Here is a 23,717-nt window from a genome sequence, read left to right as displayed (position 1 = left end):
GACGCTGGGGCCGGCGAGGCCTTCGAATCGAAGACCGACGGCGTTCCGGTCCGCGGCCTCGGGAAAGCACGGCCCAACGGGGGCCAATCGGCGCATAACAAAACCGACGCAAGTAGTCCGACGGAGCAAGCGATTATGTCGATGGACACGACCAGTCCCGACCGGGCGTTCGTCCTCGGACTCGACGGCGTCCCCTGGGACCTGCTCAGCACGTGGATACAGGCGGGAGAACTTCCGAACCTGGAGCGACTCGCCGCGGAGGGAGCGGCCGGGGCGCTGTCGAGCACGACGCCGGCGGCGACGCCGCTGGCCTGGCCGACTATCGCCACCGGCGTCTGGCCGGACAAACACGGCGTCTACGGGTTCCAGCACCTCGAATCGAACTACACGCACCGGATGAACACCAGCGCCGACGTGCGCCAGCCCGAACTCTGGGACGTGCTCTCGCCCGCCGTCGTCGGCAACGTCCCGATGACCTATCCGGCCGACGAGGTCGACGGCACGCTCGTCTCCGGGATGATGACCCCCCAGATGGACGAGCGGGCCACGCATCCCGACGGCCTCGCCGACGAGATAGCCGAGAAAATCCCCGAGTATCGCGTCGGCCTCTCGTGGGACGAGTACCGCGACCGACCGGAGGAGTTCCGCGAGGAACTCTCCTCGCTCCTGGCCACCCGTCGACGGTTGATGCGCCTGCTGATGGACCGCGAGGAGTGGCGACTCTTCTTCTTCGTCTACACCGCGCCGGACCGCCTCCAGCATCTCGTCTGGGACGAGGCGGCGCTGCTCGAACACTACCGCGAACTCGACGACGTGGTCGGCGAGGTGATGGAGTACGTCGCCGACCGCGACGCCATCCTCTTCGTCGCGTCCGACCACGGCTTCGGCCCCATCTCGACCATCGTCTCGGTGAACACGCTGCTGGAGCAGGAGGGGTTCCTGGCGCGCAAGGGCGGCGACGGCACCCGGGGCGTGCTGGCCCGGTTCGGCGTGACGAAGACGACCATCGAGAGCACCCTCGCCCGACTCGGCGTGAGCGAGGAGGCCCTGGTCGAACACCTCCCGCGCTCGCTGGTCGACACCGTCGCCTCGCAGGTCCCGGGCGACCACAACCTCTACGACGTGGACTTCGACGAGACAATGGCGTTCGTCCACGGCTCCGGCAACTGCTACGTCAACGACACGACGCGGTTCGACCCCGGCGTCGTCGACCCGGGCGACGTCGAGGACGTGAAGACGGAGCTCCGGTCGCTGTTCGAGGCCACGACCGACCCCGAGACGGACGAGCGCGCGCTCCGGGTGCTCGACGGCGAGGACCTGTTCCCGAACGACCCGCACTCGCCCGACCTCATCGTACGTGGCATCGAGGAGTACGAACCGGGGTCGAAGCTCACCCGCACCGTGTTCTCCGACAGCGGGAGCAAGGTCGCCAGCCACCGCCCGGAGGGCGTCTTCCTCGCGTGGGGGCCAAGCATCGAGAGCGGCGCGACCCCCACCGACGCCAGCGTCGCCGACGTGGCTCCGACGGTCCTCCACGCGCTGGACGAGCCCATCCCGGCGAACGCCGACGGTCGGGTGCTCAAGGAGATATTCGACCCGCACTCGATGGCCGGCCGCGGCGCGGTGTCCCAGCGCGAGTACGGCCAGTCCGCCTCGGAGGCAGTCGACGCAGACTTCGACGACGTCGAGGACCGCCTGCGCGGACTCGGCTACATGGAGTGAGATTCCACGGCTGACCGTCGATAGCGGCGAAGTTCGAGACGAACGACGGAGAGGAAGAACGGCGATTCAGTAGCTACGGACCTTCGGCTCGTACTCCTTGTCCTCGCCTTCGAGGATGACCGGCTTGTACCAGAGTTCGGGGTCGCCGCCGTTCCACGACAGCAGCGTGTGCTTGAGCCACTCGTCGTCCTTGCGCTCCTGGTGTTCCTGGCGCCAGTGGGCGCCGCGGAACTCGTCGCGGGCGAGCGCGCCGAGCGTGATGGCCTCCGCGAGGTCGATGAGGTTGCGCATCTCGATGGTCTGGACGAGGTCGGTGTTGAACGTCCGCGACGGGTCGTTGACGTAGACGTCCTGGTACCGCTCGCGGACCTCGCGAATCTCCGCCAGCGCCTGCTTGAGGCCGTCCTCGTTGCGGAAGACGTTGACGTAGTCGGTCATCGTCTTCTGGAGGTCCTCGCGGACCTCGGCCTGCTGGATGCCCTCGTCCTTCTCGAGGAGGCGCTCGACGCGAGTCCGTTCGTTCTGGACCGCGCTCTCGACGGTCTGACCGGGGTCGGTGAGCGTCACGCTGCCGTCGGCCTCGGTCTCGCCCGCGCCGTCGGCCGCGACGTCCTCGTTGGTCTCGACCGCACCGGGCGCGACGGGCGTCTCCACCTCGCCGGGTTCGGTGTCCTCGGTGCGACCCGTCGTGATTTCGGCCTCGCCGAGGTCGGTGCCCGCGGCGTGCCGGCCGGCGCGCGCGCCGAAGACGATGAGTTCAGGCAGCGCGTTACCGCCCAGGCGGTTCGACCCGTGGACGGAGACGCAGGCGCACTCGCCGGCGGCGTAGAGACCGGAGATGCAGGTCTCGCCGTTCTCGTCGGTCTCGATGCCGCCCATCGCGTAGTGCTGTCCGGGTTTGACCGGCATCGGCTCCTCGAGCGGGTCGACGCCCTCGAAGTCCTCCGCGAGGTGGACGATGTTCTCCAGGCGGTCCATGATGCGCTCCTCGCCGAGGTGGCGCATGTCCAGGTGGACGTGGTCGTCGTCGATACCGCGACCCTCGTTGACCTCCGTCAGTTCGGCGCGAGCGACCACGTCGCGGGACGCGAGTTCGCCGACGTTGTTGGCGTACCCGCGCTCGAACATGAACCGCTCGCCCTCGCTGTTGTAGAGGATACCGCCCTCGCCGCGGACCCCCTCGGTGATGAGGACGCCGGTCGAGGGGAGCGTCGTCGGGTGGAACTGGATGAACTCCATGTCCTCCAGCGGGACGCCGGCCCGGTAGGCCATCGCGGCCCCGTCGCCGGTGTTGGCGACGGCGTTCGTCGTGTGGTCGTACACCTGGCCGAGACCACCCGTCGCGAGGATGACCCCGTTGCGGGCGACGAACCCCTCGACGTTGCCGGACTTGATGTCGTAGGCGACGACGCCGTGACAGTCCCGGTCCTCGGGGTCGTCGTGGTCCGTGACGGCGAGCCGGGAGACGTACCACTCGTCGTACACCGTGATGCCCCGCTTGACGAGCTGTTCGTACATCGTGTGCAGCAGGTGGTGGCCCGTCTCGGCCCCGGCGTAGGTCGTCCGCGGGAAGGACAGACCGCCGAACGGTCGCTGGGACACCCGGCCGTCGTCCTCGCGGGAGAACGCCATCCCCCAGTGTTCGAGCTGGATGGTCTCCTCGGGACTGTCCTTGGTCAGGGTCTCGATGGCTGGCGCGTCACCGAGGTAGTCCGACCCCTTCATCGTGTCGTAGGCGTGTTTCTCCCAGGAGTCGCCCTCCCGGAGCGCCGCGTTGATACCGCCTTCTGCCGCGCCGGTGTGGCTTCGCACGGGATGGAGCTTCGTCACGATGGCCACGTCGGCCCCCTCCTCGTGGGCCGCGATGGCCGCGCGAAGCCCCGCACCGCCCGCACCGACGACGACGACGTCGTGTTCGTGCATGTGTGTGATTTCGGGTTACCAGAACTTGAGGTTGTTCTTCACCGCCGAGCGCTTGAGTTCCTGGATGTGCTCGGTCAGCGGGATGTCCTTCGGACAGACGTTCGTACAGGAGAACTGGGTCTGACAGCGCCAGACGCCGTGCTCCTGGTCGAGGTGTTCGAGCCGCTTTTCGTGCTGCCGTTCGCCCTCGCGTTCGTCCATGGCGAACCGGTAGGCCTTGTTGAGCGCGGCCGGGCCGAGATACTCGTTGTCGCCGGCGGCGATGTTACACGAGGACATGCACGCGCCACACCAGATGCAGCGCGTCGACATCTTGACCTTCTCGCGATTCTCGCGGCTCTGGCGCTGCTCTTCCAGTTCGTCGGTAGGTTTCTCGTCCGTCTGGAAGTACGGCTCGACGGCGTGCATCTGGTCGTAGAAGTGCTCCATGTCGACGACCAGGTCCTTGACGACCTCGGCGTGGGGGAGCGGTTCGATCCGAACCGGGCCGTCCAGATCCGCGATCTGGGTCTTGCAGCCGAGTCGCTGGCGGCCGTTGATGAACAGCGCGTCGCTGCCGCAGATGGCCTGCCGGCAGGAGTGCCGGAAGGTCAGCGTCGTGTCGAACCGGTCCCGGGCGTAGATGAGCGCGTCCAGGACCGTCATCCCCTTCTCGAAGGGGACGTGGAAGTCGTCGAACCGCGGCTCGTGTTTCCCCTCTATCTCGGGGTCGTAGCGGAACACCTTCAGGTGAACCGTCTGCTCGGCGGACGCGACCGCTTCCTGCGCCCCGGACTGCTGGCGGACCTTCTCGTCGTGCGGCCGGTCGTCCGCGGACTGGTGGTAGTGCGTCTCTGCCTCGTCTTCTTCGGTCGTTTGCATACTCATGATATGATTCCGTTCATTACGAGCGCCACGTAGGTTCCCTGCGCCGACAGCAGGACGCCGGCGACTATCAGCACCCACTTGACGACGGTCTTCTGCGTCCCGGTGAGTCCCTGGTTGAGCAGTGCGGCGTAGACGCCGTTGACGCCGTGGAACGCCGCGGTGACGAGGAACAGCACCATCGTGGTGAAGTAACCCCACTGGCTCATGCGCGCGGACGTTCCGGCGAACGTGATCTCGGAGGGGTGGTGGACGAAGTGGAGCAGGAAGAAGTGGAACGCCAGCACGGCGACGAGGAACGCCGCCGTCACGCGCTGGAGCAACCACGTCAGACTCCCGCTCTCGAAGGAGGAGTAGCGTTCGGCCATCTCAGAGCACCCCTTCCATGAACGTCGGCACGCTCGCCAGGACGATGACCGCGGTCACGACCAGCGAGGCGTAGAAACTCTTGTCCTGTGCTTCCAGACCCACGCCGAGGTCGACGAACAACAGCCGGACGCCGTTCAGAATGTGAAAGACGGCGACGGCCAGCAGCCCGACCTCGCCGATGCGAACGATGAGGAGACTCTCGAGGCCCTGGAGGGTAGCCTTGTAGGCTCCCGCTCCCGTGGTGGACGTGCTCAGGACGGCGATGTGCGTGAACAGGTAGCCGATGAGCACCCACCCCGTGAACTTGTGGAAAACCCAGGCCCACATGCCGGCGGTGAACTCCCGCCAGCGCCCGAAGTCCTCGACGAGGCCCCGGTCGTACGTTTGACTCATGCCACTCGGAAACTCTGGACCGGGGGCAAATAGAAGTTACGTAAGGAGATTTTCCGGCGTTCTCCCGGCGGTAATGTGATTCGCTGGCGCCGGAGTCGTGTCCCTCGCGCACACGCACCGTTCGGGCGCGTGGAACCGGGGCTCGACTACGACCGCGTCGGTCGGCACGTCCCGTCGCGCTACCGACCGCCGTTCTCGCTCTCTCGACCCGCGAGATAGCCGGGGGGCTGTGCGTCGCCCTCCGACTCGCGGCGCGAGCGCTCGCGCTTGAGCGCCCGCCGCGTGTCGGCGTTCAGTTCGACGATGTGACACAGCGGATTACCCGGGTAGACGACCGGGTTCTCGAGGATGCCGACGAGTAGCCCGGTGAAGGGCGCTTCCACGGGGTCGTTCTCGGTCTTGAACGGGTTCGTGATGGTGCAGATGGGCGTCCCCTCGTAGACGAGCGACCCGCGGTCGTAGTGCATCTCGACGAGGCCGCCGGCGTCCGCGCGCAGCCACGTCTTCTCCTTCTCGTCGTCGATGACGGTCCGCCAGCCGGGCCACTTCACGGGGTCGTCGGGATGGAGGTCGTACTCCGCGAAGACGCTCATCACGCCCTCCAGCGCCCGGTCGATGAACTCGCGCTGGAAGCGGTGTGCTTCGCCCATCTCGATGGTGATGGCGGGCGTGCCGTCCTTCGACGCCTCGCGCCGGAGCATCCCGGAGGAACCGGACGAGGAGATGATGACGTTCGTCCCGAAGGCGTTGGCGAGTCTGGCGACGTCGGGGTCGTCCATGTCCGCGCGGGCGTGGAGCATGTTGGTCCGACCGCGCGTCGACGTGTGGAAGTCGATGCCGAAGTCGCACGGTTCGATGAAGTTGCGGTATATCTGGTCGGCCATCCGTTTCGCGCTCGTCGACCCCTCGCGGCCGGGGAACGAGCGGTTCAGGTCGCGGTCGTATATCGGCAGGTACCGCTGCTGGGCGAGGAAGCCGGGGACGTTCAGCACGGGCAGACAGACGATGGTGCCCCGCAGTTCGTCGTGGTTCCACTCGTGGGCCACTTCGCGGACGACCTCGATACCGTTGAGTTCGTCGCCGTGGGCGGCCGCCGACAGGAAGACCGTCGGTCCCGGCCGTTCGCTGTTGACGATAGTGACGGGGATGCGCACCGGGTCGCCGAGATAGGTCTCGCTGATGCCGTACCGGATGTTCTGGGTCTCACCCGGTTCGACGATGCCGCCGTTGTAGGTGAACGCTTCCGCCGCCGCTTCGGTCCCGGCCATGTCCCTCATTGAGAAGTCAGCGTACAAAAAGGTGGCACTACCCGGGCAGGGCCGGCAAAAAATTTCTGGCCGCCGACGTTTTCGGTTCAAAGAATCTGGGAACGTTTTAAGTCGTATCGGACGAAACGTAGATTCACATGGTTGTTGATGGCTCGAACGTACGCGTCGGGGTGCTCAGTCTTCACAACAGCAAAGAGACGAAAGCGATCCTGAACGCCGTCGAGGACCTCGGACACGAGCCCGAGTGGCTCCGCCAGGAGAACACGGCGGTTCACATCGCGGACGACGAGATAGTCCGCGAACCGGAGGTCGACATCGTCGCGAACCGGCTGTTGCTCTCGAACACCGAACAGCCCTCCGAGGCGCTCGGACTGGCGAACGTCTACGACTCCATCTGCCCGATTCTCAACAGGCCCTGCTCGGTGATGACGGCTATCCACAAGTTCTCGACCGCGACGGCGCTCTCGGACGCCGGCATCAGGGTTCCGGACGCCCTGCTGGCGCTGGACGACGGTCGGCTCAACGACGGCCGTGGCGCGTTCGGCGAGGAGGCGGTGTACAAGACCGCCATCGGCACTCACGGCGGCGGCACCTGGAAGGTCGGTCCGGACGAGATGGTCAACCCCCAGGTGGGCCAGCGCCAGGCGTTCCTCCAGGAACTCATCGAGCGCGACAACGAACGTCACCGCGACCTGCGTGTGTACGTGGTCGGCGACCGGATCGTCGGCGCGATGAACCGGTACGCGCCCGAAAACGACTGGCGGACCAACGTCGCGCTCGGCGGCGACGTCGAGGACATGTCCGAAAACCTGCCTGAGAACGTCCCGGAGATCGCCCGTCGCTCCGCGGAGGTCATCGGACTCGACTACGCCGGGGTCGACCTCATCGAGGGTCACGACGGCTGGTACGTCCTCGAAGTCAATCCGACGGCGGGGTTCAAGGGCCTGTACGAGGCGACCGGCCGGAGCGCCGCCCCCTACATCGCCCAGCTCGCCATCGAAGAGGCCGGCGGCACCGTCGACCGCGAGCGCGTCGAGGAACTCGCGGCGACGCTCGACGACTCGGTGCCGGACTGCAAACCCGTCAGCAGGAGTCCCGAGTCCGGCGAACCGCTGGTCATCGGCTACACGGAGCAGGTGCTCGTCTCCGGTACCAGCGGCTCCGAGACCGTCACGGCCAAGGCGGACACCGGCGCGACCCGGTCGAGCATCGACACGAAACTCGCTGCGGAAATCGGCGCGGGACCGATAAAGAGCATGACCAGGGTGAAGTCGGGTAGCCGGAAGTCGAGCAAGTCCCGGCCGGTCGTCGACGTGGTCATCGGCGTCGGCGGCAATCGCCACACGGTCACGGCCAGCATCGAGGACCGGGGCCACATGGACTACCCCGTCCTCCTGGGCCGGGACATTCTGGAGAACTACCAGGTCGACGTGCGGCGGCGCGTGGACCGCGACGAGGAGAACGAACTCGAAGAGTAGGGACGACGCCTTTTTTCCGCGCGAACGCTTACCCGGCATCCTACCAGCTACGCATGGACGAGGACATCGAAGCGACGCTGCGGGACGACCCCGTGATGGCCGAACTGCTCGACGAACACGACCCCTACACGGAACCGGAGTGGACCGAGTACGAGCGACTCGTGGTCTCGATAATCAACCAGCAGCTATCGACGGCCAGCGCTGCCGCGGTCAAAGAGCGGGTGTTCGCGGTGCTCGACCAGGAAGTGAACCCGGCGACCGTCCTGGAGGCCGAGGCCGACGCACTCCGGGACGCCGGGCTCTCGCGCACGAAAGTCGAGTACGTCCGGAACGCCGCGCGAGCGTTCCGCGAGAACGACCTCACCCGGGAGGGGCTGGCCGAACGCTCGGACGAGGAGGTGATAGACCAGCTCACCGACATCAAGGGAATCGGCGAGTGGACCGCCCGGATGTACCTCATCTTCGTGCTGGAGCGACCGGACGTGCTCCCGCTCGGCGACCTGGCGGTCCGGCGCGGCATCGAACGACTCTACGCCGACGGTGGAGACCTCTCCCGGTCGGAGATGCGCGACATCGCCGAGGCGTGGCGGCCGTACCGGAGCTGGGCGACGCGATACATCTGGGCGGAGTACGAGTCCGACTGAGGTGGCGAGAACGGACGGCGTTACAGCGGTCGTTCCTGCCTGGCGGCGAGGTCGAGGTACTCCTCGAACGGCGGCGTGAGGTCGACGAACTGGACCTCGTCGCCGACCTCGATGACGCCCTGTTCGCCCATCTTCGGGAGATGTTTGTGGTACAGCTCCGTGGTGATTCGCTGTCGGTGCTTCTCGGAACGTTCGCCTTCCCATCGAGCGAGCTGTTCCGCGAGTTCGGCGACGTCTGCCGACCCCTCCTCCTGCAGGTAGTACAGCACGTATCGCCGACGGCGGTCTGCGAGCAGTTCCATGACTGTGTCGAGGTCAGGACTGCTCACTTCGTCGCCGTCTTCCGGACCGAAATCCGGCTTCCCTGGCGAATCAGAACTCATAGTGCTACGCTAGGCAGTAAGCACAAAAAGGGCCGCGCCTAAGTAATTAGGTATCCGATTTCGGAGCAGAGCCGACGGGAGACGAGCGAGTACGATACGTGCCGGAGCGTTTTAGTGGCGAAGTGAGCCGGAACGCCGACGCGGGAAGTCGGCGTGAAGCGACCTCCAGTAGCCCTAAACCGATGGAGCGACAAGTCGGCGGCGATGGAGGAAACGACGACGCCGGACGGCGAGACGCTGTACGTCAGCCGGCAGGACGGCGAGCGCGGTTCGAAAGGTCCCTTCTTCGTCGTCTATCGCTCTCCGGAGCGCGAGCGCCGGTACGGCTACTACTGTGGCCACTGCGAGACGCTCGACACGGCGATGGATACGATGGGGCGAATCAAATGCAACCGGTGTGAGAACCTCCGGAAGGCGACGGAGTGGGACGCCGCCCACGAGTGACCGAGGAGGAGTCGACGACGTCGAGGCTGGTCCGGACGTTCCGCCGGTCCGTGCCGCCCCGCGAGTATCGCTACGCCGGTCGACGCTGACCCGTTCTTCGGAGTAGCTCGTTGCACGCCCAAGCGTGCAAGAACATTTATTATGCGGCGTGTGGTATCGTCGAACGAATGGCCCCTGTTAACACGCCACCGGTCGAGGAGGCCAAGTCGATATTCAACGATCTCGGGTACGAAGTGCTCGAAGACGGCGACGAGTTCCGGGCCAAACGGAAGTGGCGAGAAGTGCACGTGACGGCGCTCACCGACGGTTCCGACGCGCCGGAGCGAGGCGACCTCCGGTGTTTCGTGACGTGGGAAGAACACGCCGCGCGACTCCGCGAACGGGTACGGGAACTGAATCCGGAGTACGAGTGGGCGGTCATCGGCGTCCGCGAAAGTGGTGACTACAAGGTAACGCGCGCACCACCGGCCTCCATCGCGGTCTGACTCCCGACGACCCCCACGGTCGCCCTCTTTCGCTCCCCCGTCGCGGCGAGGCGGGGAAAACGACAGGGGTACGCAGTCCGTACGAAGGGGTATGGACGACCACACGCGCGACCCGAGCGTCGGGCCGCCGATTTCGGGCAATCCGGCCGGCTGGCTCCCCGGTGAGGGTCGCTGGGAGCACGACACCCTCCGGCAGGCGACGGTGCACGGCGTGCGCCTCTACAACGCCGGCGAGTTCCACGAGAGCCACGACTGCTTCGAGGACGAGTGGTACAACTACGGCAGCGGCCGCCCCGAATCGAAGTTCCTCCACGGGATGGTCCAGGTCGCGGCCGGCGCGTACAAGCACTTCGACTTCGAGGACGACGGCGGGATGCGGTCGCTGTTCCGGACCGCGTTGCAGTATCTCCACGGCGTCCCGAACGACTACTACGGGGTCGACGTGCTGGACGTGCGGACGAAGCTCACGAACGCACTGGACGACCCGACCGTCCTGCACGGGTGGCAGATAGCGTTAGACGGCGAGCGCCCGACGGCGACCGAGGTGGACGTCGCGTATGCGGAGTCGCTGGAGTAGTTTCGGCCGGGACCCAACTCGGTCGGCCACAGAACTACAGGAGGGGAGCGCGTACGTACGGCCATGAGTACCATCGCCGGCCGTTCCGATTTCTCGCGCGACGACCTGCCCGGCCTGCTCGCGGCTATCGTCGTCTGCGAGCTCGCGGGTATCGTGCCCGCCTTCCTCACCGCTGACGACGTTTCGGGGTGGTACACGACGGTCCAGCAACCGGCGTTCACGCCGCCCAACTGGGTGTTCGGGCCGGTGTGGACGACGCTGTACCTCCTGATGGGCGTCGCACTGTATCTCGTCTGGCGAGGCGAGCGGGACCGACTGGCGCTCGGAGCGTTCGCGGTGCAACTCGCGCTGAACGCCTCCTGGACGCTCGTGTTCTTCGGCATGCAGTGGCCGGCGGGCGGACTGGCGGTCATCGTCGCGCTGCTCGCCGCCATCGTCGCGACGATAGCGCTGTTCGCGCGCGTCGACCGCCGGGCGGCGCTGCTGCTGGTGCCGTACCTCGTGTGGGTGGCGTTCGCGACGGTGCTCAACTACGAAATCTGGCAGCTGAACTGACCATTTTCCTTCGGTCCGAACCGGGGCGAACCCCGGCGGAGCGCTTTTGCCCGAAGACGATGAACGGCGGCGCAGGTGGGGGAGATGAACAGGCGACAGTTCTTGACGTACGCGACGATAGTGGGAGCCGCGGGGTCGCTCGCCGGCTGTCCCGGTCCCGTGAGGTCACCGGGCGAGGAGACGACCGAACGACCGTTCACGGAAGCGGAGACGACCGACGAAGTGGGAGAGACGACGACCGAAGGAACGGGCGAGACGACGACTGGAGAGGAAGGCGAAACGACGACCGAGGAGGAGACGACCGGAACGGCCGCGGACGGGCAGGTCACCGAGGTAGCGGTCGGACCCGAGGGTCGACTCCGGTTCGTCCCGGAGACCGTCGAGATATCGGTCGGGGACACGGTGCGCTGGACGTTCGAGAGCGCGGGACACAACGTGACGACGAAGCCGGGGGCGTCCGAGAAGATATCGATCCCGGAGGACGCGGAGCCGTTCGGCTCCTACGAGGGCGACGCACACTACAGCATCAACGAGGTCGGGACGACGTTCGAGCACACGTTCACGGTTCCGGGCGAGTACGTCTACGTCTGCGAACCGCACGCCGACCAGGGGATGATCGGGACGGTCGTCGTCTCCGAGTAGAACGACGCTGGCGACGGGGCTCCGGACGGCGAACGGAAGTCGCTCCGGACCGGACGACCGCTACGTCTCGGACCGGTCGGCGAGGGGTCTCGTACGATTTTCGGCGCTTCGAGCTTCGATTAATTCCCGTCGGAACCTGACCGCAGACGTAGTTTTATCAGGAAATACGCCGACGATTGGCGGGTATGCCGGGGGAGGAAAACGACACTGACGCGAGGGGGAGAGAGCGCTACCTGAGTCGGCGAAAGTACATGATGGCGGCCGGGTCGCTGGCCGGCGTCGGCGTGCTGGCCGGGAACGCAGCGGGACAGACCACGACGCAGACGACCCAGGGGGACGGACAGCAGGGGGAGGTCAGCCTCGAAGAGCAGTATCCGGGACTGCGAATCCTGTCACCGGAGCCCGAGAACGCGGAAGCGGCGAGCAAGAGCACCTACCGAAGCTTCGTCACGCCGCGAACCGAACATTACATCCGCAACCACTATCCGACGCCGGACATCGACGCGAGCGAGTGGACCGTCTCCCTGACGGGGATGGTCGACGAGGAAGTCGAACTGTCGATGGACGAGATACGGAACGACTACTCGACGGAGACGGTCACGCACACGATGCAGTGCTCGGGCAACGGGCGGTCGTACTTCGAACCGCAGGTGGGCGGCAACCAGTGGACGTTCGGCGCGGTCGGCAACACGGTCTGGACGGGGACGCCGGTCGGCGAGATACTGGAGGCGTACGGCGCGAACACGGATTCGGGGATGTGGCTCTCCGTGATGGGCGGCGACGCGCCCGACGGCGAGGACATCTTCACGCGCTCGATACCGATGGAGAAGGTGATGGAGGACTGCCTGCTGGCCTACGAGATGAACGGCCGACCCATGAACAGCGACCACGGCTTCCCGGTGCGCCTGCTCGTGCCGGGGTGGTTCGGCAACAACAACGTGAAGTGGGTCGACAGGATGCACGTCATGGAGATGATGGTGTTCGGCGACCAGTGGGAGGAGGGCGACCAGCAACTGTACACCCACTGGCAGCAGTACTCCTACCGCATCATCCCGGAGGACGAGGAGCTACAGCAGAACCGCTCTATCGACGTCTTCGACACCCAGGAGCAGATGGGCGTCGAGGAGATCGGCCAGCCGTACCTCTACGACCAGATGGTCAAGTCCATCATCGGCTATCCGAGCGGGGACGAGACCGTCTCCCCCGGTCCCGGCGGCCAGATAGAGGTCGTCGGCGTCGCGTGGGCGGGCGACGACGCCGTCCAGACCGTCGAGGTGTCGACCGACGGCGGCGAGTCGTGGAACGAGGCGGAGTTCTTCGGCCCGCAGCTCGGTCCGTACGCCTGGCGGCAGTTCCGTTACGTCTGGTCGGACCCGGACCAGGGCGAGCACACCCTCTACGCGCGGGCGACCGACGAGCAGGACCGAACGCAGCCGGCGACCATCTCCAGTCCGGAGGAGGGCCTCCAGGCCATCACGGACGACAAGTACCCCTGGAACGTCGACGGCTACGCTGCGACCGCGTACGAACCGCTGGGCGTGACCGTGACGGTCCAGAGCGAGGGGGGCACGGAGACGACCACGACGGAGGAGGAGACGACCACGACGGAAGGAGAGACGACGACCACGACGGAAGGAGAGACGACGACCACGACGGAGGAAGGGACGACGACCACGACCACCGGCGGAAGCTGACCCGCCGGTCGCGCCGCGACTGCATCGCCGGCATTCGAATGGTGATTACTCCCCGCCGTGGGCCTCCAGCACGCGGATTTCCAGTTCGACCGCTTCGCCCGCGAGTTCGTGGTTGAAGTCCACCGTCACGTTCTCCTCGCCGACGTCGACGATCCAGCCGGTCTCACCGGTGTCGCTACGGACGAGGTCGCCCTCCTCGGCGGTGGCGTCGCTCCGCTCCTCCAGTTCGTCCCGGGGCATCTCGACGACTCGCTCCTCGCTGTACTCGCCGAACGCGTCCCCGGGGTCGAGTTCGACGGTGCGTTCCTCCCCGACGTCCATCGACCGGACGGCCTCGTCGAGTCCGGCGATGACCTTGTCTTCCCCGACCCGGAACTCCAGTGGTTTGTAGTCGCGGTGGTCGTGGTAGACGCCCGAGTCGAGCGCCACGTCCACGTCCGTCGTGTCGAACACGTCGCCGTTCGAGAGTCGCCCCGTGTAGTGGACCACCGCGACGCGGCCCGCTTCGACCATGCACGCTTCGACGACGGGCGGGATATTCAGTGCTCCGCCGAGGAACGGGCCGACGTCCGGTGAAACGATGCCGCCACCGCGCTCGGACTGGTTCGACCGGACTCCTCTACGAGTCCGAAACGGCTTACCGGCCGGGACGCCAAACCCGAAGCGACATGTACGGCGTGGTGACGCGGAACCCGGAGGAACTCGAGTGGGCGGAGTTCGACCTGGGGTTCTACGAGGTCAAGGACGTGACCGGGCGGGCGACGGAACCGGTCGAGACGGGCGTGAACATGGTCTCCTGTTTCGGCGACAGCGCGGCGGCCGAGCGGGACCCCTCGCTCGTCCCGGTGAGCGAGGACGGCGAGCGCGCGACGCGCGACCAGCCGTACTTCGACTGGGGGTACGTCTGTCCGACGCGGGACGCCTACCGGGAGGGGCTGCTGGAGATGGTCGAGGACTGCGCCGCGGCGAACCCCGACGTGCGCCTGGACGACGTGGGGTTCCCGCGGGCGGAGTACTGTCACTGCGAGACGTGCAACGAGCGGTTCGCCGACAGCGAGTACGACGACCGGATGGAGTGGCGCGCGAACGTCGTCACCGAGTTCGTCGCCGAGGCGACCGACCGCATCCCCGGAACGACCTACTTCACGCTCTACCCCGACCCCTACCCCGGCCACCTCTACGAGCGCGCCGGGCTGGACCTGGACGCGCTCGCCGAACACGTCGACGAGTTCGTCGTCCCGCTGTACGACATGGCCTACTCGACGACCTACTGGCTCGAGGTCATCGCCAGCGGGTTCGAAGACGTCCTCGATACGCCCTTCAGCGTCGAACTGTACGCCGTGGACATCGACGTCGACGACCTCATCCACGCGGCGGAGGTGGCCGACGCCTACGCCGAGAACGTGCTCTTCGGCTACGAGTCGGGCAACGCCCGGGCGGCGCTCCGCCGGATGAACGCCGACGCGCGCGAGGGCGTCACGCACGGCGAGGAGTGAGTCAGCGAAGCGTCCGTTCCCGCCACGTCCGCAACTGGTCGCGGTCGCGGGTGTTCTCCGGCAGTTCCCGGAACCACTTCGCGTCCGTTATCTCGCCCTCGGGGTCGTCGACGGTCGGCGCCGTCGTCTCGGCGCGGGCCTGGAACGTCGGCAGGACGCCCCACGTCGAGTACTCGCCGCACTCGATGGAAATCCGCGTCGCGATGGCCAGTCCCTCGTACTCGGCTTCGAGACCGGCTTCCTCGTGGAGTTCCCGCTCGGCCGCTTCGCGGTAGGACTCGTCGTCGTGGACGCCGCCGCCGGGGAGGACCCACATGTCGACGCCCTCGTGCCAGACGAGCAGGAGTTCACCGGAGGGCTGGTAGACGACCGTGTGCGCCCCGTACGGTGCGCCGGTGTCGTCGACCCGGCGCGCGAGCGTCCGAAACCGTCGGCGCGACACGTCGTAGGTGCGCGAGAACTCCAGAAACTGCGAGTACGTGTCCGTCAAGCGGTGGTACGCCTGTTCGGCGCGCTGCTCTGCCCTGGTTGCGAGAAACCAGAGATCGTCAAGCGTCATCGTCCGGCCGACGGGATGTCGACTGTCGCAGCGAGCGAGGCCCGGAACGCGGAGAGACGGAGGTCATACCTCCAGATAACCCAGCGCGCGAAATAAGCCTTCGGTCGTCGAAGCTCAGGTGATAGCTCGCGTCTCCGTCGCTTCTAGACGCTCACGAGCCGTCGGTCGGCGAAGCCGATTCACCGACTCCGGATGTCACGGTCGTTACGTATCGTCGGCCCGAAGGAAGCTTTATGTCGTAGATGTGCCAAACGTCACCGTGACATGGACCGCCGTCGATTCGTCGAAGTTCTCGGTGTCGCCAGCGTCGCCGGTCTCGGCGGCTGCCTCGCAGAGCTCGTTCCAGTCGACGGCGGAGAGAAACGCTCCCGACCGGTCGGACTCGTGGTCCGGAGTTACTTCGAGGAGCAACGGACGGTGGACGTGAACGTCGACGGCGCCGACTCCGAGTCCGAGTACAACGAGGAGTTCACGCTCCTGCCGGGCGACGTCGCGCGACGGAAGGGACTCTTCGAAGCGGGCACCTACCAGGTGAGCGCCGGAGTGAGCGACGACATGTGGCAAACGGCGAAGTGGCAGATGGGCGACTGCCGGCGCGACGACATCCACATCGAGGCCGGCGACGAGGGCATCCGCATCACCTCGACCTGCCACGACTAGCCGGGTCGGCGAGCCGTTCTCCCGACGGTCGCGGTCCCCGGCGAGTTCGTCGGGTCCACTCCCTGCGCCGTGTTCGCGTCCCGGTTCCGTCGGCCTACCAGAGCACCTGCGGCCAGACGAACCGGAACAGCAGCCAGATGAGACCTGTGAGGATGGCGGTCATGAGCAGGTTCAGGAGGACGCCGGCGCGCATCATCTGGCTCTGTTTGAGGTAGCCGCTACCGAAGACGATGGCGTTGGGGGGCGTCGCGACCGGAAGCGCGAACGCGAAACTCGCCGCGATGGTCCCGGAGACGGAGAGGAAGACGGCCGCGGCGACGTCGGTGAGACCGAGCGTGGCGGCGAAGACGCTCCCGATGCTGATGAGGAGCGGCGCGATGATGGTCGCCGTCGCCGTGTTCGAGGTCATCTCGGTCAGGAAGATGACGAGCAGGACGACGACGGCCACCACGAGGACGATGGGTGCGCCGGTCAGCGACCCGAAGACGGAGTCGGCGATCCACTTCGTCGCGCCCGTCGCGTCGAGCGCGTCGGCCAGCGCGATACCGCCACCGAACAGGAGGATCGTCCCCCAGTCGATGTCGACGAGTTCGTCCCACTCCATCGTGTCCGCGAGCACGAGCGCCGGAATAGACGCGAGACCGACCATCACGTAGTAGAGGACTCCCTGATGGCCCTCGACGCCCATGACGCTCGGCCCGTCGCCACCGAACAGCGTGACCGCCCACGCGTCGGGGAGCGCCGGGGCGACGAAATCGTCCAGTCCGCCGACCACCCACAGCAGCGCGGTCGCGGTGAAGATGACGGCGACGCGACGACCGCGCGGGCCGAGGTTCCCCTCCTCCGCGAGATACTGCTTGGCTTCATCGCGTGCGTCGCTCACGTCGTCGATCTCCGGCGGGTAGAGCCAGTACGTGAGCACGTACCAGATGATGGGAAGGGTGATGACGACGATGGGGAGGCCGATGAGCATCCACTGGGCGAACCCGACCTCGTAGCCGAGCATCTCGTTCAACTGCGACGCCAGCACCGCGTTCGGCGGCGTCCCGATGAGCGTCCCGACGCCGCCGACGCTCGCGGCGTAGGCCGTCCCCAGCAGCATCGCGACCTGGATGTTCCGGAAGCCGTCGTCCGCGGCGATGCCGCCGTCCGTGGTGACCTCCGAGTCGACGTCGTCGACGTTCGTGGCGGCCTCGACGACGCCCTCCTGACCGACGACCTGTGCGAGTACGCCCACGGCGATGGGCGTCATCATGGCCGTCGTCGCAGTGTTTGACACCCACATCGAGAGGAAGGCGGTGGCCACCATGACCGAGAGGACGAGGCGGCGAGGCGAGGTGCCCATCACGGACAGTATCCACAGCGCGATGCGGCGGTCGATGTCGTACTTCTGGAGCGCGTTCGCCAGCATGAACCCGGCGACGAAGAGGAAGATGAGGTGGTCGGCGAACCCCACGAGGGCCGCGTCCAGGTCCGGGTACACCCCGAAGGTGGTGAGCAGGACGGGTATCGAGAGCGCCGTCACGGCGAGCGGGAAGGCCCCGGTCACCCAGAGCGACCCGGCGAAGAACATCGTCGCGAGCGCGTACTGTCCCCGGAGCGAGAGGCCCTCGGGGTTCGGCCCGAACGCGAGGACGGCCGTTCCGAGGAGCGCGACCACGAACGTCACGATTCGTCCGCGTGGACTCGACGGTCTGAATTGTATCATTGATACACCGGCGATTACCGGGATGTAACGATTAATATTTTCGGTTGCCGTGTGAGACCATCTCACCAGTCGGAGACTCGGTCGGTCGGCGTCCGAGTCGCTATGGCGACGGTACAGCGTTTCAGAAGTTGTCCGCGATGGACCGAATCTGGTCGGCGTCGAGTTCCGCGGCGTAGAGGTCGAAGAGTTCCCGACGGCGGGACGCCGAGAGCGCCCGGGTCCCGTTCTCCAGCATCGACACGTGCGCCTGCATCAGGTCGTCCAGTTCGCGCTCTATGGCGCGCTGTTCGTACCCCGCGGCGACCCTGAGCAGTCGCCAGGCGAGCGGAGAGAGGTCCGCGACGTCGGCGACCGTCGATTCCTCCGCGTCTTCGGAGCGCGCCATCCGGAAGCGACTAGGTACCCGCCGGGCATAAATGTCGGGAAACGTAGGCTGCCGAACCGAGGAGCCACTCAGCGAACCGGCACGACACGGTGCGTCACGAACGCCACGGGGTGACGCAAAGACCCTCCGGGGCCAACTGTCTGCCATGAGAGTCTTACTCGTCGGCGGTAGCGGGTTCGTCGGCACGGCGCTCGCGCGGGAACTCCACGACCGCGGCCACGAGGTGGCCGCGCTCTCGCGCTCGCCCGACGAGGCGGACCTGCCCGCCGGTGTCGAGACGGTATCGGGCGACGTGACCGAGTACGAATCCATCGCGGGAGCGTTCGCGGACCGCGACGCCGTCGTCAACCTCGTCGCGCTGTCGCCGCTGTTCCAGCCGCCGCGCGGCACGAGCCACGAGGCCGTCCACCTCGGCGGGACGGAGAACGTCGTCGCGGCCGCCGAGGACCACGGCGTCCCCCGACTCGTCCAGATGAGCGCGCTCGGCGCGGACCCGGACGGCGCGACGGCGTACATCCGGGCCAAGGGCGCGGCCGAGGAAGTCGTCCGCGCGTCGTCGCTCGACTGGACGGTCTTCCGGCCATCGGTCGTGTTCGGCGACGGCGGCGAGTTCGTCGCGTTCACGAAGAAGCTGACGACGCCGTACGTGACGGGACTGCCCGGCGGCGGGAGAACTCGATTTCAGCCGGTCTGGGTCGGCGACCTCGCGCCGATGCTGGCCAGCGCGGCCGTCGAGGACGGTCACGGCGGCGAGACGTACGAGATAGGCGGTCCCGAGGTGCTCACCCTCGCGGAGGTGGCGAAGCGAATCTACCGCGCCGAGGGGAAGTCGCTCGTCGTCCTGCCGGTTCCGATGGTCCTCGCGCGGCTCGGGCTGACGGTGATGGGCGCGGTGCCCGGATTCCCGATGGGCCCCGACCAGTATCGCTCGCTGCAGTTCGACAACACCACTGCGGACGGGGACGCGTCGGTCTTCGGCCGCGACCCGGCGGGACTTCGGACGCTCGGCGACTACCTCGGCGTCGACTGAGGTCCGTCGGCACGAGGACCCGAACTACCGTCATCGACTTCTGTACGTTTTTACCTGCCCGCGCCTAACTCGGTGACATGACAACGCTCTCGTTCGACGACGACGGAGTCGACGTAGTCTACCAGGGGACGGAGTTCCGGCTCTCGAAGGACCTCGTCGAGGAAGCGACCCAGAAGTCCTACTTCGACGTGACCGACCACGAGGTGCTACAGATGGTCGAGGAGGAGCCGAACCTCGGCGGCGAACCGCGGCGCATCGGCGACATCGTGCGCTGACGGGGACGTCGCAACGCCGTCGCCCGCGTCCGGTAGCGTTTAGGTGTCGGGTACTCGAAGTCTCCGTATGAATCTCCCTGCAGACTTCGACCACCCCACGTGGCTGACCGCGGCCAGCACCGTCGGGTCGTACCTGCTGATACTGGCCGTCATGACCGCGCTGCTGTTCGGCGTGCCGTACCTGCTGTTCCTGCTGTTGTAGGGCGGCCGAACGGCCCGCACTGTAGGCGGCGGTGCGCTCCCGTGCGACCCGGACAGGGCGTCGCGTCGACCACCGACGAGCGCGAGCGTCGCGGCTGCCGGACGACCGCCGGCGAGCAACGAGCGCGTGCCGACCGTGCGGGCGAGATGCGGAACGTCGGCGTTTCCGGTCAGACGGCGTGCATCGGTTCGCGCTCCGGAAACGGGAGTTCGTCGAGCGACGCGACGACGGCGTCGACGTCGTCGTCGAAGTCGCCGAGGAACGCCGCCGCCGCGTCCGTCGTCACCGCGCCCCGCTCCGTCGCCTCGACGAGTCCCTCCTCTTCGAGGAGACGGAAAGCGATGCGAATCTCGTGGTGTTCGTAGTCGGTCGCGCCAGCGGTGCGCCTGATGCCGACCGGTTCGTTCTCGCTAATGTACGAGAGGGTCCGGAGGGCGCGTGCGAGCAGGTCGACTTCGCGCTGGAGACTGTCGAGCACGACTGGAGGCTGGGAACGGTCCCCCTAAAACGTTCCTCGGGAACGATACGTTCCGATATAGAGGGCTACTCGCCAGGCGGTCCCCGGTCGCCCGTCCCGACGAACAGGAGGACGATAGCGAACAGGAGCGGCGAGACGAACGCCAGCAGGACCGCGCCGGCGAAGAAGTACGCGTCCGTCGGTATCCCGTTTCCGCCGCCGTCCCCGTCCCCACCGCCGCCGCCGCCCGGCATCTGTATGTCCCCGATCATCGTCGTCGGGTGGACGGTACAGATGTAGTCGCTCATCTCCGGCGTGGCGGTGAACGTCAGCGACAGCGTCGCTCCCTCCTCGCTCGTCGTCTCGGTGCTCTCCAGTTCGTTGCCCTGGTCGTCCCTGATGGTGAAGTTGTGCGGCTGGCCGTCGAGGTTCTCCCAGACGACCCGGTACTGCTGTCCGGGCTCTAACTGGAGCGTCGGATTGTCGGTGTTCGCTATCGACGACGGCTCGCGACCGTGCCACGCGACCACCTCGCCGCCGAACCGGTACGTCTCGGCCTGCGCGTTCGCCGACGTGCTCGCGCCCGCGGCCGCCAGTGCCCCGAGCGCGCTGGTCTCGAGAAACGACCGCCGAGTGAGACCGGTCCCGCCGTTCCCGGGTTCCGTTGCTTGCATCGTACCCCCACGTTCCCCACGGCGGAGAGGGTCAAGTATCCACAGGGTCGTTCACGGACCGACGAGCGCAGCGTCGAAAAGGAAAGCGAGTCAGTTCAGGGGACCGGCACCCAGACGGCCTGGGGGAACACGCCGACCGCCGCCAGCACCGCGACGAGGAAGGTGCCGACGACGATGGCGGCCGCGGGCGGGTCGAGGTGGGTGTCGGCGTGCGCGTAGAACACCCGCTGGACGACTTCTCCCGCCAGTGCGCTGACGACGCCGAAGACGCCGCCGACGGCGAGCGCGGGCAGCAGCGGAACCGCGGCCGCGACCTCTCCGGGCGGCACCTGCGAGACGGCCACCCCGGCGGGCGCGAGCGCCAGCGCCGCGGTGCTGGCAGGGAGGCTGATGTGGTGCGTGACCGGGATGTTCTCGACGCCGCAGTTGAGGAAGAGGAGGCTCGCGGCACTGATACCGAACGCGAGGAACGGGCTCCCGGTCTTGTAGGCGATGAACGCGGCGAGAATGCCGACCACCAGGCCGATGGTCGCCACGTTGGCCCACTCGTACTGGTGGGGCAGCCACGGTTCGACGACGAACCGACCCTCCGCGGTGCCGCCGTCCGCCGCGGGGTCGTTCCCGCCGTCCTCGGCCGTCGCGGTCTCGCCGATGACGCGACGGGTGCCCTTCTCGAACGGCTTCATGTTGAGGAGGCCGGTGCTGGTGTCGCCGATCAGGTCGTAGCCGAACGCCAGGCGGTGTGCGAACGCGGAGAGCACGACGCCCATGGCGATGGGGTCGTACGGCATGCCGGGGGTCGAGGACGCGACGGTGAACCAGTAGCCGAGGATACCGAACGCGCCGCCGACCGCGAGCACGTCCGGCTTCGTCCCGAGCGCGAACGCGATGTCCTTCGCGTTGTGGTAGTCGAAGCCCGACTCCATGTAGCCCTTCTTCGAGGCGTAGGCGGCCGCGGCCGCGCCGCCACCGAAGCTGATAGCCGGGGAGAACGGCGGTCCGAACGCGATGGACCCCGTGATGCCGACCGCGGCGAGTTCGCTCGCCGTGCCCGCGCTGGTCCCGGCGACCGCCTTGCCGACGACGTTGGCGGCCTCACCCGCGACGACCAGGAATCCGGTGAAGATGAACGCTGGAAGCGCACCGAGCGCGGCACCGAACGCGCCGCCGGCGAACGCCGCGAGGAGCATCTCCAGCGCCCAGAGGTCACTCCAGGCCATCAGTTATCACTGTCGCGTGCCCAGTCGCGGGAGCGTTCGACCGCGTCGCTCCACCGGTCGTACATCCGGTCGGCCTCGGCGTCGTCCATCTCGGGTTCGAACTCGCGGTCGACGCGCCAGTTGCTCCGGAGTTCGTCGGGGTCGTCCCAGTAGCCGACCGCGAGACCGGCGGCGTACGCCGACCCCAGCGCGGTCGTTTCGTCGACCTCCGGCCGGACGATGTCCGTGCCGATGATGTCCGCCTGTAGCTGACACAGGAAGTTGTTCTTCACCGCGCCGCCGTCGACCTTCAGGCTCTCCACCTCGATGCCGCTGTCGGCCTCCATCGCCTCGGCCACGTCGCGGGTCTGGTAGGCGATTGATTCGAGGGTGGCGCGGACGATGTGCTCGCGCCTGGTGCCGCGGGTCATCCCGACGATGGTGCCGCGGGCGCGCTGGTCCCAGTGGGGTGCGCCCAGTCCCGTGAACGCCGGGACGACGTAGACGCCGTCCGTCGAGTCGGCCTCGCGGGCCAGCTGTTCGGTCTCGGCGGCGTCCTCGATGAGCGTCATGTCTTCGAGCCACTCGATGGCCGCGCCGGTGACGAAGATGGAGCCCTCGAGCGCGTACTGGACCGGTTCGCCGGACCGCTGGAAGCCGACCGTCGTCAGCAGGCCGTGGTCGCTGTCGACGGCCTCGTTGCCCGTGTTCTGCAGGAAGAAGCTTCCCGTGCCGTAGGTGTTCTTGGCGTCGCCCGCGTCGAAGCAGGTCTGGCCGAACAGCGCCGCCTGCTGGTCGCCGAGCGCGCCGGCGACCGGCACGTCGGCTCCGAGGAACCCCTCGGGGTCCGTGGTTCCGTAGTAGTCGTCGTCGCTGGACGGTCGGACCTCGGGGAGGCAGGCCTCGGGGACGCCGAACTCGTCGAGCAGGTCGGCGTCCCAGTCCATCTCGTGGATGTCGAACAGCATCGTCCGACTCGCGTTCGTCACGTCGGTGACGTGCTCGCCGGTGAGGTTGTAGATGAGCCACGAGTCGATGGTGCCGAACATGATTTCGCCGTCCCCGGCGCGCTCCCGGAGGTCCGCCGGCCGGGCGCGCTGGGTCTTGATGGGGTCGGCGTTCTCGAGGAGCCACTCGGCCTTGGTGGCCGAGAAGTAGGCGTCCGGCTGGAGCCCGGTCTTCGCTCGGATGGTCTCGGCCTTGTCCTCCGCTTCCAGTCGTTCGACGCGGTCGGTCGTCCGGCGGTCCTGCCAGACGATGGCGTTGTGGACCGGTTTGCCGGTGTCGCGGTCCCACAGCAGCGTCGTCTCGCGCTGGTTCGTCACGCCGATGGCGGCGAGCTGGTCGGCCTCGATGTCCGCGTCGGCGAGCGCCGACTGGATGACCGTCTTGGTGTTCGCCCAGATTTCGAGGGGGTCGTGTTCGACCCAGCCGGGTTCGGGGTAGTACTGTTCGTGCGTCTCGTAGGCGTCCGTGACGACGGTCCCCTCGTGGTCGAAGACCATGAACCGCGTTCCGGTCGTTCCCTGGTCGATGGCGCCGACGTATGTGTTCTGAGTTGACATCGTTTGTGAATTGATTTTGAAAGTTATCCTCGGTTTAGTTGCCGTCGTACACGAATGCAGTTGGAA

At 67.0% G+C, this 23,717-nt stretch carries 28 protein-coding genes; 14 read left to right on the top strand and 14 right to left on the bottom strand.

Annotation, left to right across the window (positions count from 1 at the left end):
• Positions 1 to 135: 135 nt before the first annotated feature.
• Positions 136 to 1,722, top strand: a complete 1,587-nt coding sequence (locus ACTF4R_RS01590; RefSeq protein ID WP_440005723.1) for an alkaline phosphatase family protein — start codon at positions 136 to 138, stop codon at positions 1,720 to 1,722.
• 66 nt (positions 1,723 to 1,788) lie between these two features.
• Here ACTF4R_RS01590 and ACTF4R_RS01585 read toward each other — a convergent pair whose 3' ends face one another.
• The 5 genes from ACTF4R_RS01585 to ACTF4R_RS01565 form a co-directional block, all read right to left on the bottom strand.
• Positions 1,789 to 3,645, bottom strand: a complete 1,857-nt coding sequence (locus ACTF4R_RS01585; protein ID WP_440005722.1) for an FAD-binding protein — start codon at positions 3,643 to 3,645, stop codon at positions 1,789 to 1,791.
• Positions 3,646 to 3,660: 15 nt separating this feature from the next.
• On the bottom strand, positions 3,661 to 4,512 hold the full coding sequence (locus tag ACTF4R_RS01580; protein WP_433623853.1) for a succinate dehydrogenase/fumarate reductase iron-sulfur subunit: 852 nt from the start codon (positions 4,510 to 4,512) through the stop codon (positions 3,661 to 3,663).
• Entirely contained in the window at positions 4,509 to 4,877 is a 369-nt protein-coding gene (locus tag ACTF4R_RS01575) for a succinate dehydrogenase hydrophobic membrane anchor subunit (protein ID WP_440005720.1), read from the bottom strand. Before ACTF4R_RS01575 ends, ACTF4R_RS01580 begins: the two co-directional genes overlap by 4 nt.
• A 1-nt stretch (position 4,878) precedes the next feature.
• The gene (sdhC, locus tag ACTF4R_RS01570; protein WP_440005718.1) at positions 4,879 to 5,271 is read right to left on the bottom strand and encodes a succinate dehydrogenase, cytochrome b556 subunit; all 393 of its coding nucleotides are present in this window, start codon (positions 5,269 to 5,271) and stop codon (positions 4,879 to 4,881) included.
• Positions 5,272 to 5,450: 179 nt separating this feature from the next.
• Positions 5,451 to 6,539, bottom strand: a complete 1,089-nt coding sequence (locus ACTF4R_RS01565; RefSeq protein ID WP_440005716.1) for a succinylglutamate desuccinylase/aspartoacylase family protein — start codon at positions 6,537 to 6,539, stop codon at positions 5,451 to 5,453.
• 137 nt (positions 6,540 to 6,676) lie between these two features.
• Between ACTF4R_RS01565 and ACTF4R_RS01560 the strand changes: the two genes are divergently transcribed.
• Both ACTF4R_RS01560 and ACTF4R_RS01555 read left to right on the top strand, forming a co-directional pair.
• On the top strand, positions 6,677 to 8,017 hold the full coding sequence (locus tag ACTF4R_RS01560; RefSeq protein ID WP_440005714.1) for an ATP-grasp domain-containing protein: 1,341 nt from the start codon (positions 6,677 to 6,679) through the stop codon (positions 8,015 to 8,017).
• Positions 8,018 to 8,070: 53 nt separating this feature from the next.
• Positions 8,071 to 8,661, top strand: a complete 591-nt coding sequence (locus tag ACTF4R_RS01555) for a DNA-3-methyladenine glycosylase family protein (RefSeq protein WP_440005713.1) — start codon at positions 8,071 to 8,073, stop codon at positions 8,659 to 8,661.
• Positions 8,662 to 8,681: 20 nt separating this feature from the next.
• On the opposite strand, the gene ACTF4R_RS01550 is transcribed toward ACTF4R_RS01555, so the two are convergent.
• Positions 8,682 to 9,044, bottom strand: coding sequence for a DUF7344 domain-containing protein (locus ACTF4R_RS01550; RefSeq protein WP_440005711.1), 363 nt, complete (start codon positions 9,042 to 9,044; stop codon positions 8,682 to 8,684).
• Between the two features lie 204 nt (positions 9,045 to 9,248).
• Between ACTF4R_RS01550 and ACTF4R_RS01545 the strand changes: the two genes are divergently transcribed.
• From ACTF4R_RS01545 to ACTF4R_RS01520, 6 genes are all read left to right on the top strand, one after another.
• Entirely contained in the window at positions 9,249 to 9,488 is a 240-nt protein-coding gene (locus ACTF4R_RS01545; protein ID WP_113275478.1) for a DUF5816 domain-containing protein, read from the top strand.
• 167 nt (positions 9,489 to 9,655) lie between these two features.
• Entirely contained in the window at positions 9,656 to 9,973 is a 318-nt protein-coding gene (locus ACTF4R_RS01540; protein ID WP_440005709.1) for a DUF7116 family protein, read from the top strand.
• 91 nt (positions 9,974 to 10,064) lie between these two features.
• Entirely contained in the window at positions 10,065 to 10,550 is a 486-nt protein-coding gene (locus ACTF4R_RS01535) for a DUF309 domain-containing protein (RefSeq protein ID WP_440005707.1), read from the top strand.
• Positions 10,551 to 10,613: 63 nt separating this feature from the next.
• Positions 10,614 to 11,105: a TspO/MBR family protein gene (locus ACTF4R_RS01530; protein ID WP_440005705.1), complete on the top strand. Its 492-nt coding sequence runs from the start codon at positions 10,614 to 10,616 to the stop codon at positions 11,103 to 11,105.
• An 84-nt stretch (positions 11,106 to 11,189) separates the two neighbouring features.
• Entirely contained in the window at positions 11,190 to 11,747 is a 558-nt protein-coding gene (locus tag ACTF4R_RS01525) for a plastocyanin/azurin family copper-binding protein (RefSeq protein ID WP_440005703.1), read from the top strand.
• Between the two features lie 185 nt (positions 11,748 to 11,932).
• Entirely contained in the window at positions 11,933 to 13,441 is a 1,509-nt protein-coding gene (locus ACTF4R_RS01520; protein ID WP_440005701.1) for a sulfite oxidase, read from the top strand.
• Between the two features lie 45 nt (positions 13,442 to 13,486).
• Here ACTF4R_RS01520 and ACTF4R_RS01515 read toward each other — a convergent pair whose 3' ends face one another.
• The gene (locus tag ACTF4R_RS01515) at positions 13,487 to 13,954 is read right to left on the bottom strand and encodes an FKBP-type peptidyl-prolyl cis-trans isomerase (protein ID WP_440005699.1); all 468 of its coding nucleotides are present in this window, start codon (positions 13,952 to 13,954) and stop codon (positions 13,487 to 13,489) included.
• 155 nt (positions 13,955 to 14,109) lie between these two features.
• Here ACTF4R_RS01515 and ACTF4R_RS01510 point away from each other — a divergent pair, with 155 nt between their 5' ends.
• Positions 14,110 to 14,937, top strand: coding sequence for an acyl-CoA synthetase family protein (locus tag ACTF4R_RS01510; protein ID WP_440005697.1), 828 nt, complete (start codon positions 14,110 to 14,112; stop codon positions 14,935 to 14,937).
• Between the two features lies 1 nt (position 14,938).
• On the opposite strand, the gene ACTF4R_RS01505 is transcribed toward ACTF4R_RS01510, so the two are convergent.
• Complete coding sequence (locus ACTF4R_RS01505; RefSeq protein ID WP_440005695.1) at positions 14,939 to 15,496, bottom strand: NUDIX hydrolase; 558 nt, start codon at positions 15,494 to 15,496, stop codon at positions 14,939 to 14,941.
• Positions 15,497 to 15,760: 264 nt separating this feature from the next.
• Here ACTF4R_RS01505 and ACTF4R_RS01500 point away from each other — a divergent pair, with 264 nt between their 5' ends.
• The gene (locus ACTF4R_RS01500; RefSeq protein ID WP_440005693.1) at positions 15,761 to 16,156 is read left to right on the top strand and encodes an Ig-like domain-containing protein; all 396 of its coding nucleotides are present in this window, start codon (positions 15,761 to 15,763) and stop codon (positions 16,154 to 16,156) included.
• A gap of 94 nt (positions 16,157 to 16,250) precedes the next feature.
• On the opposite strand, the gene ACTF4R_RS01495 is transcribed toward ACTF4R_RS01500, so the two are convergent.
• Together ACTF4R_RS01495 and ACTF4R_RS01490 are read right to left on the bottom strand one after the other, a co-directional pair.
• Positions 16,251 to 17,864 carry an SLC13 family permease gene (locus ACTF4R_RS01495; RefSeq protein WP_440005691.1) on the bottom strand — a complete coding sequence of 538 codons (1,614 nt, stop codon included), beginning with the start codon at positions 17,862 to 17,864 and terminating at the stop codon, positions 16,251 to 16,253.
• Between the two features lie 121 nt (positions 17,865 to 17,985).
• Positions 17,986 to 18,249: a hypothetical protein gene (locus ACTF4R_RS01490; RefSeq protein WP_440005689.1), complete on the bottom strand. Its 264-nt coding sequence runs from the start codon at positions 18,247 to 18,249 to the stop codon at positions 17,986 to 17,988.
• A gap of 145 nt (positions 18,250 to 18,394) precedes the next feature.
• Between ACTF4R_RS01490 and ACTF4R_RS01485 the strand changes: the two genes are divergently transcribed.
• From ACTF4R_RS01485 to ACTF4R_RS01475, 3 genes are all read left to right on the top strand, one after another.
• Positions 18,395 to 19,279, top strand: coding sequence for a complex I NDUFA9 subunit family protein (locus tag ACTF4R_RS01485; RefSeq protein ID WP_440005687.1), 885 nt, complete (start codon positions 18,395 to 18,397; stop codon positions 19,277 to 19,279).
• A gap of 77 nt (positions 19,280 to 19,356) precedes the next feature.
• Complete coding sequence (locus ACTF4R_RS01480; RefSeq protein ID WP_113275471.1) at positions 19,357 to 19,554, top strand: DUF5800 family protein; 198 nt, start codon at positions 19,357 to 19,359, stop codon at positions 19,552 to 19,554.
• A 67-nt stretch (positions 19,555 to 19,621) separates the two neighbouring features.
• Positions 19,622 to 19,756, top strand: a complete 135-nt coding sequence (locus ACTF4R_RS01475) for a hypothetical protein (RefSeq protein WP_440005686.1) — start codon at positions 19,622 to 19,624, stop codon at positions 19,754 to 19,756.
• A 169-nt stretch (positions 19,757 to 19,925) separates the two neighbouring features.
• Here ACTF4R_RS01475 and ACTF4R_RS01470 read toward each other — a convergent pair whose 3' ends face one another.
• From ACTF4R_RS01470 to glpK, 4 genes are all read right to left on the bottom strand, one after another.
• Positions 19,926 to 20,234, bottom strand: coding sequence for a hypothetical protein (locus ACTF4R_RS01470; protein ID WP_440005684.1), 309 nt, complete (start codon positions 20,232 to 20,234; stop codon positions 19,926 to 19,928).
• A gap of 65 nt (positions 20,235 to 20,299) precedes the next feature.
• Positions 20,300 to 20,887: a cupredoxin domain-containing protein gene (locus tag ACTF4R_RS01465; protein WP_440005682.1), complete on the bottom strand. Its 588-nt coding sequence runs from the start codon at positions 20,885 to 20,887 to the stop codon at positions 20,300 to 20,302.
• A 95-nt stretch (positions 20,888 to 20,982) separates the two neighbouring features.
• On the bottom strand, positions 20,983 to 22,107 hold the full coding sequence (locus tag ACTF4R_RS01460) for a DUF7973 family transport facilitator (RefSeq protein WP_440005681.1): 1,125 nt from the start codon (positions 22,105 to 22,107) through the stop codon (positions 20,983 to 20,985).
• On the bottom strand, positions 22,107 to 23,651 hold the full coding sequence (gene glpK, locus ACTF4R_RS01455) for a glycerol kinase GlpK (protein ID WP_440005679.1): 1,545 nt from the start codon (positions 23,649 to 23,651) through the stop codon (positions 22,107 to 22,109). Before glpK ends, ACTF4R_RS01460 begins: the two co-directional genes overlap by 1 nt.
• Positions 23,652 to 23,717: the final 66 nt, after the last annotated feature.

The sequence above is a fragment of the Halomicrococcus pelagicus genome (genome assembly GCF_051917725.1).
Lineage (GTDB): Archaea > Halobacteriota > Halobacteria > Halobacteriales > Haladaptataceae > Halomicrococcus.
Note: the sequence above shows the minus strand (reverse complement) of the source record. Positions and strands in the feature narration are given on the sequence as shown.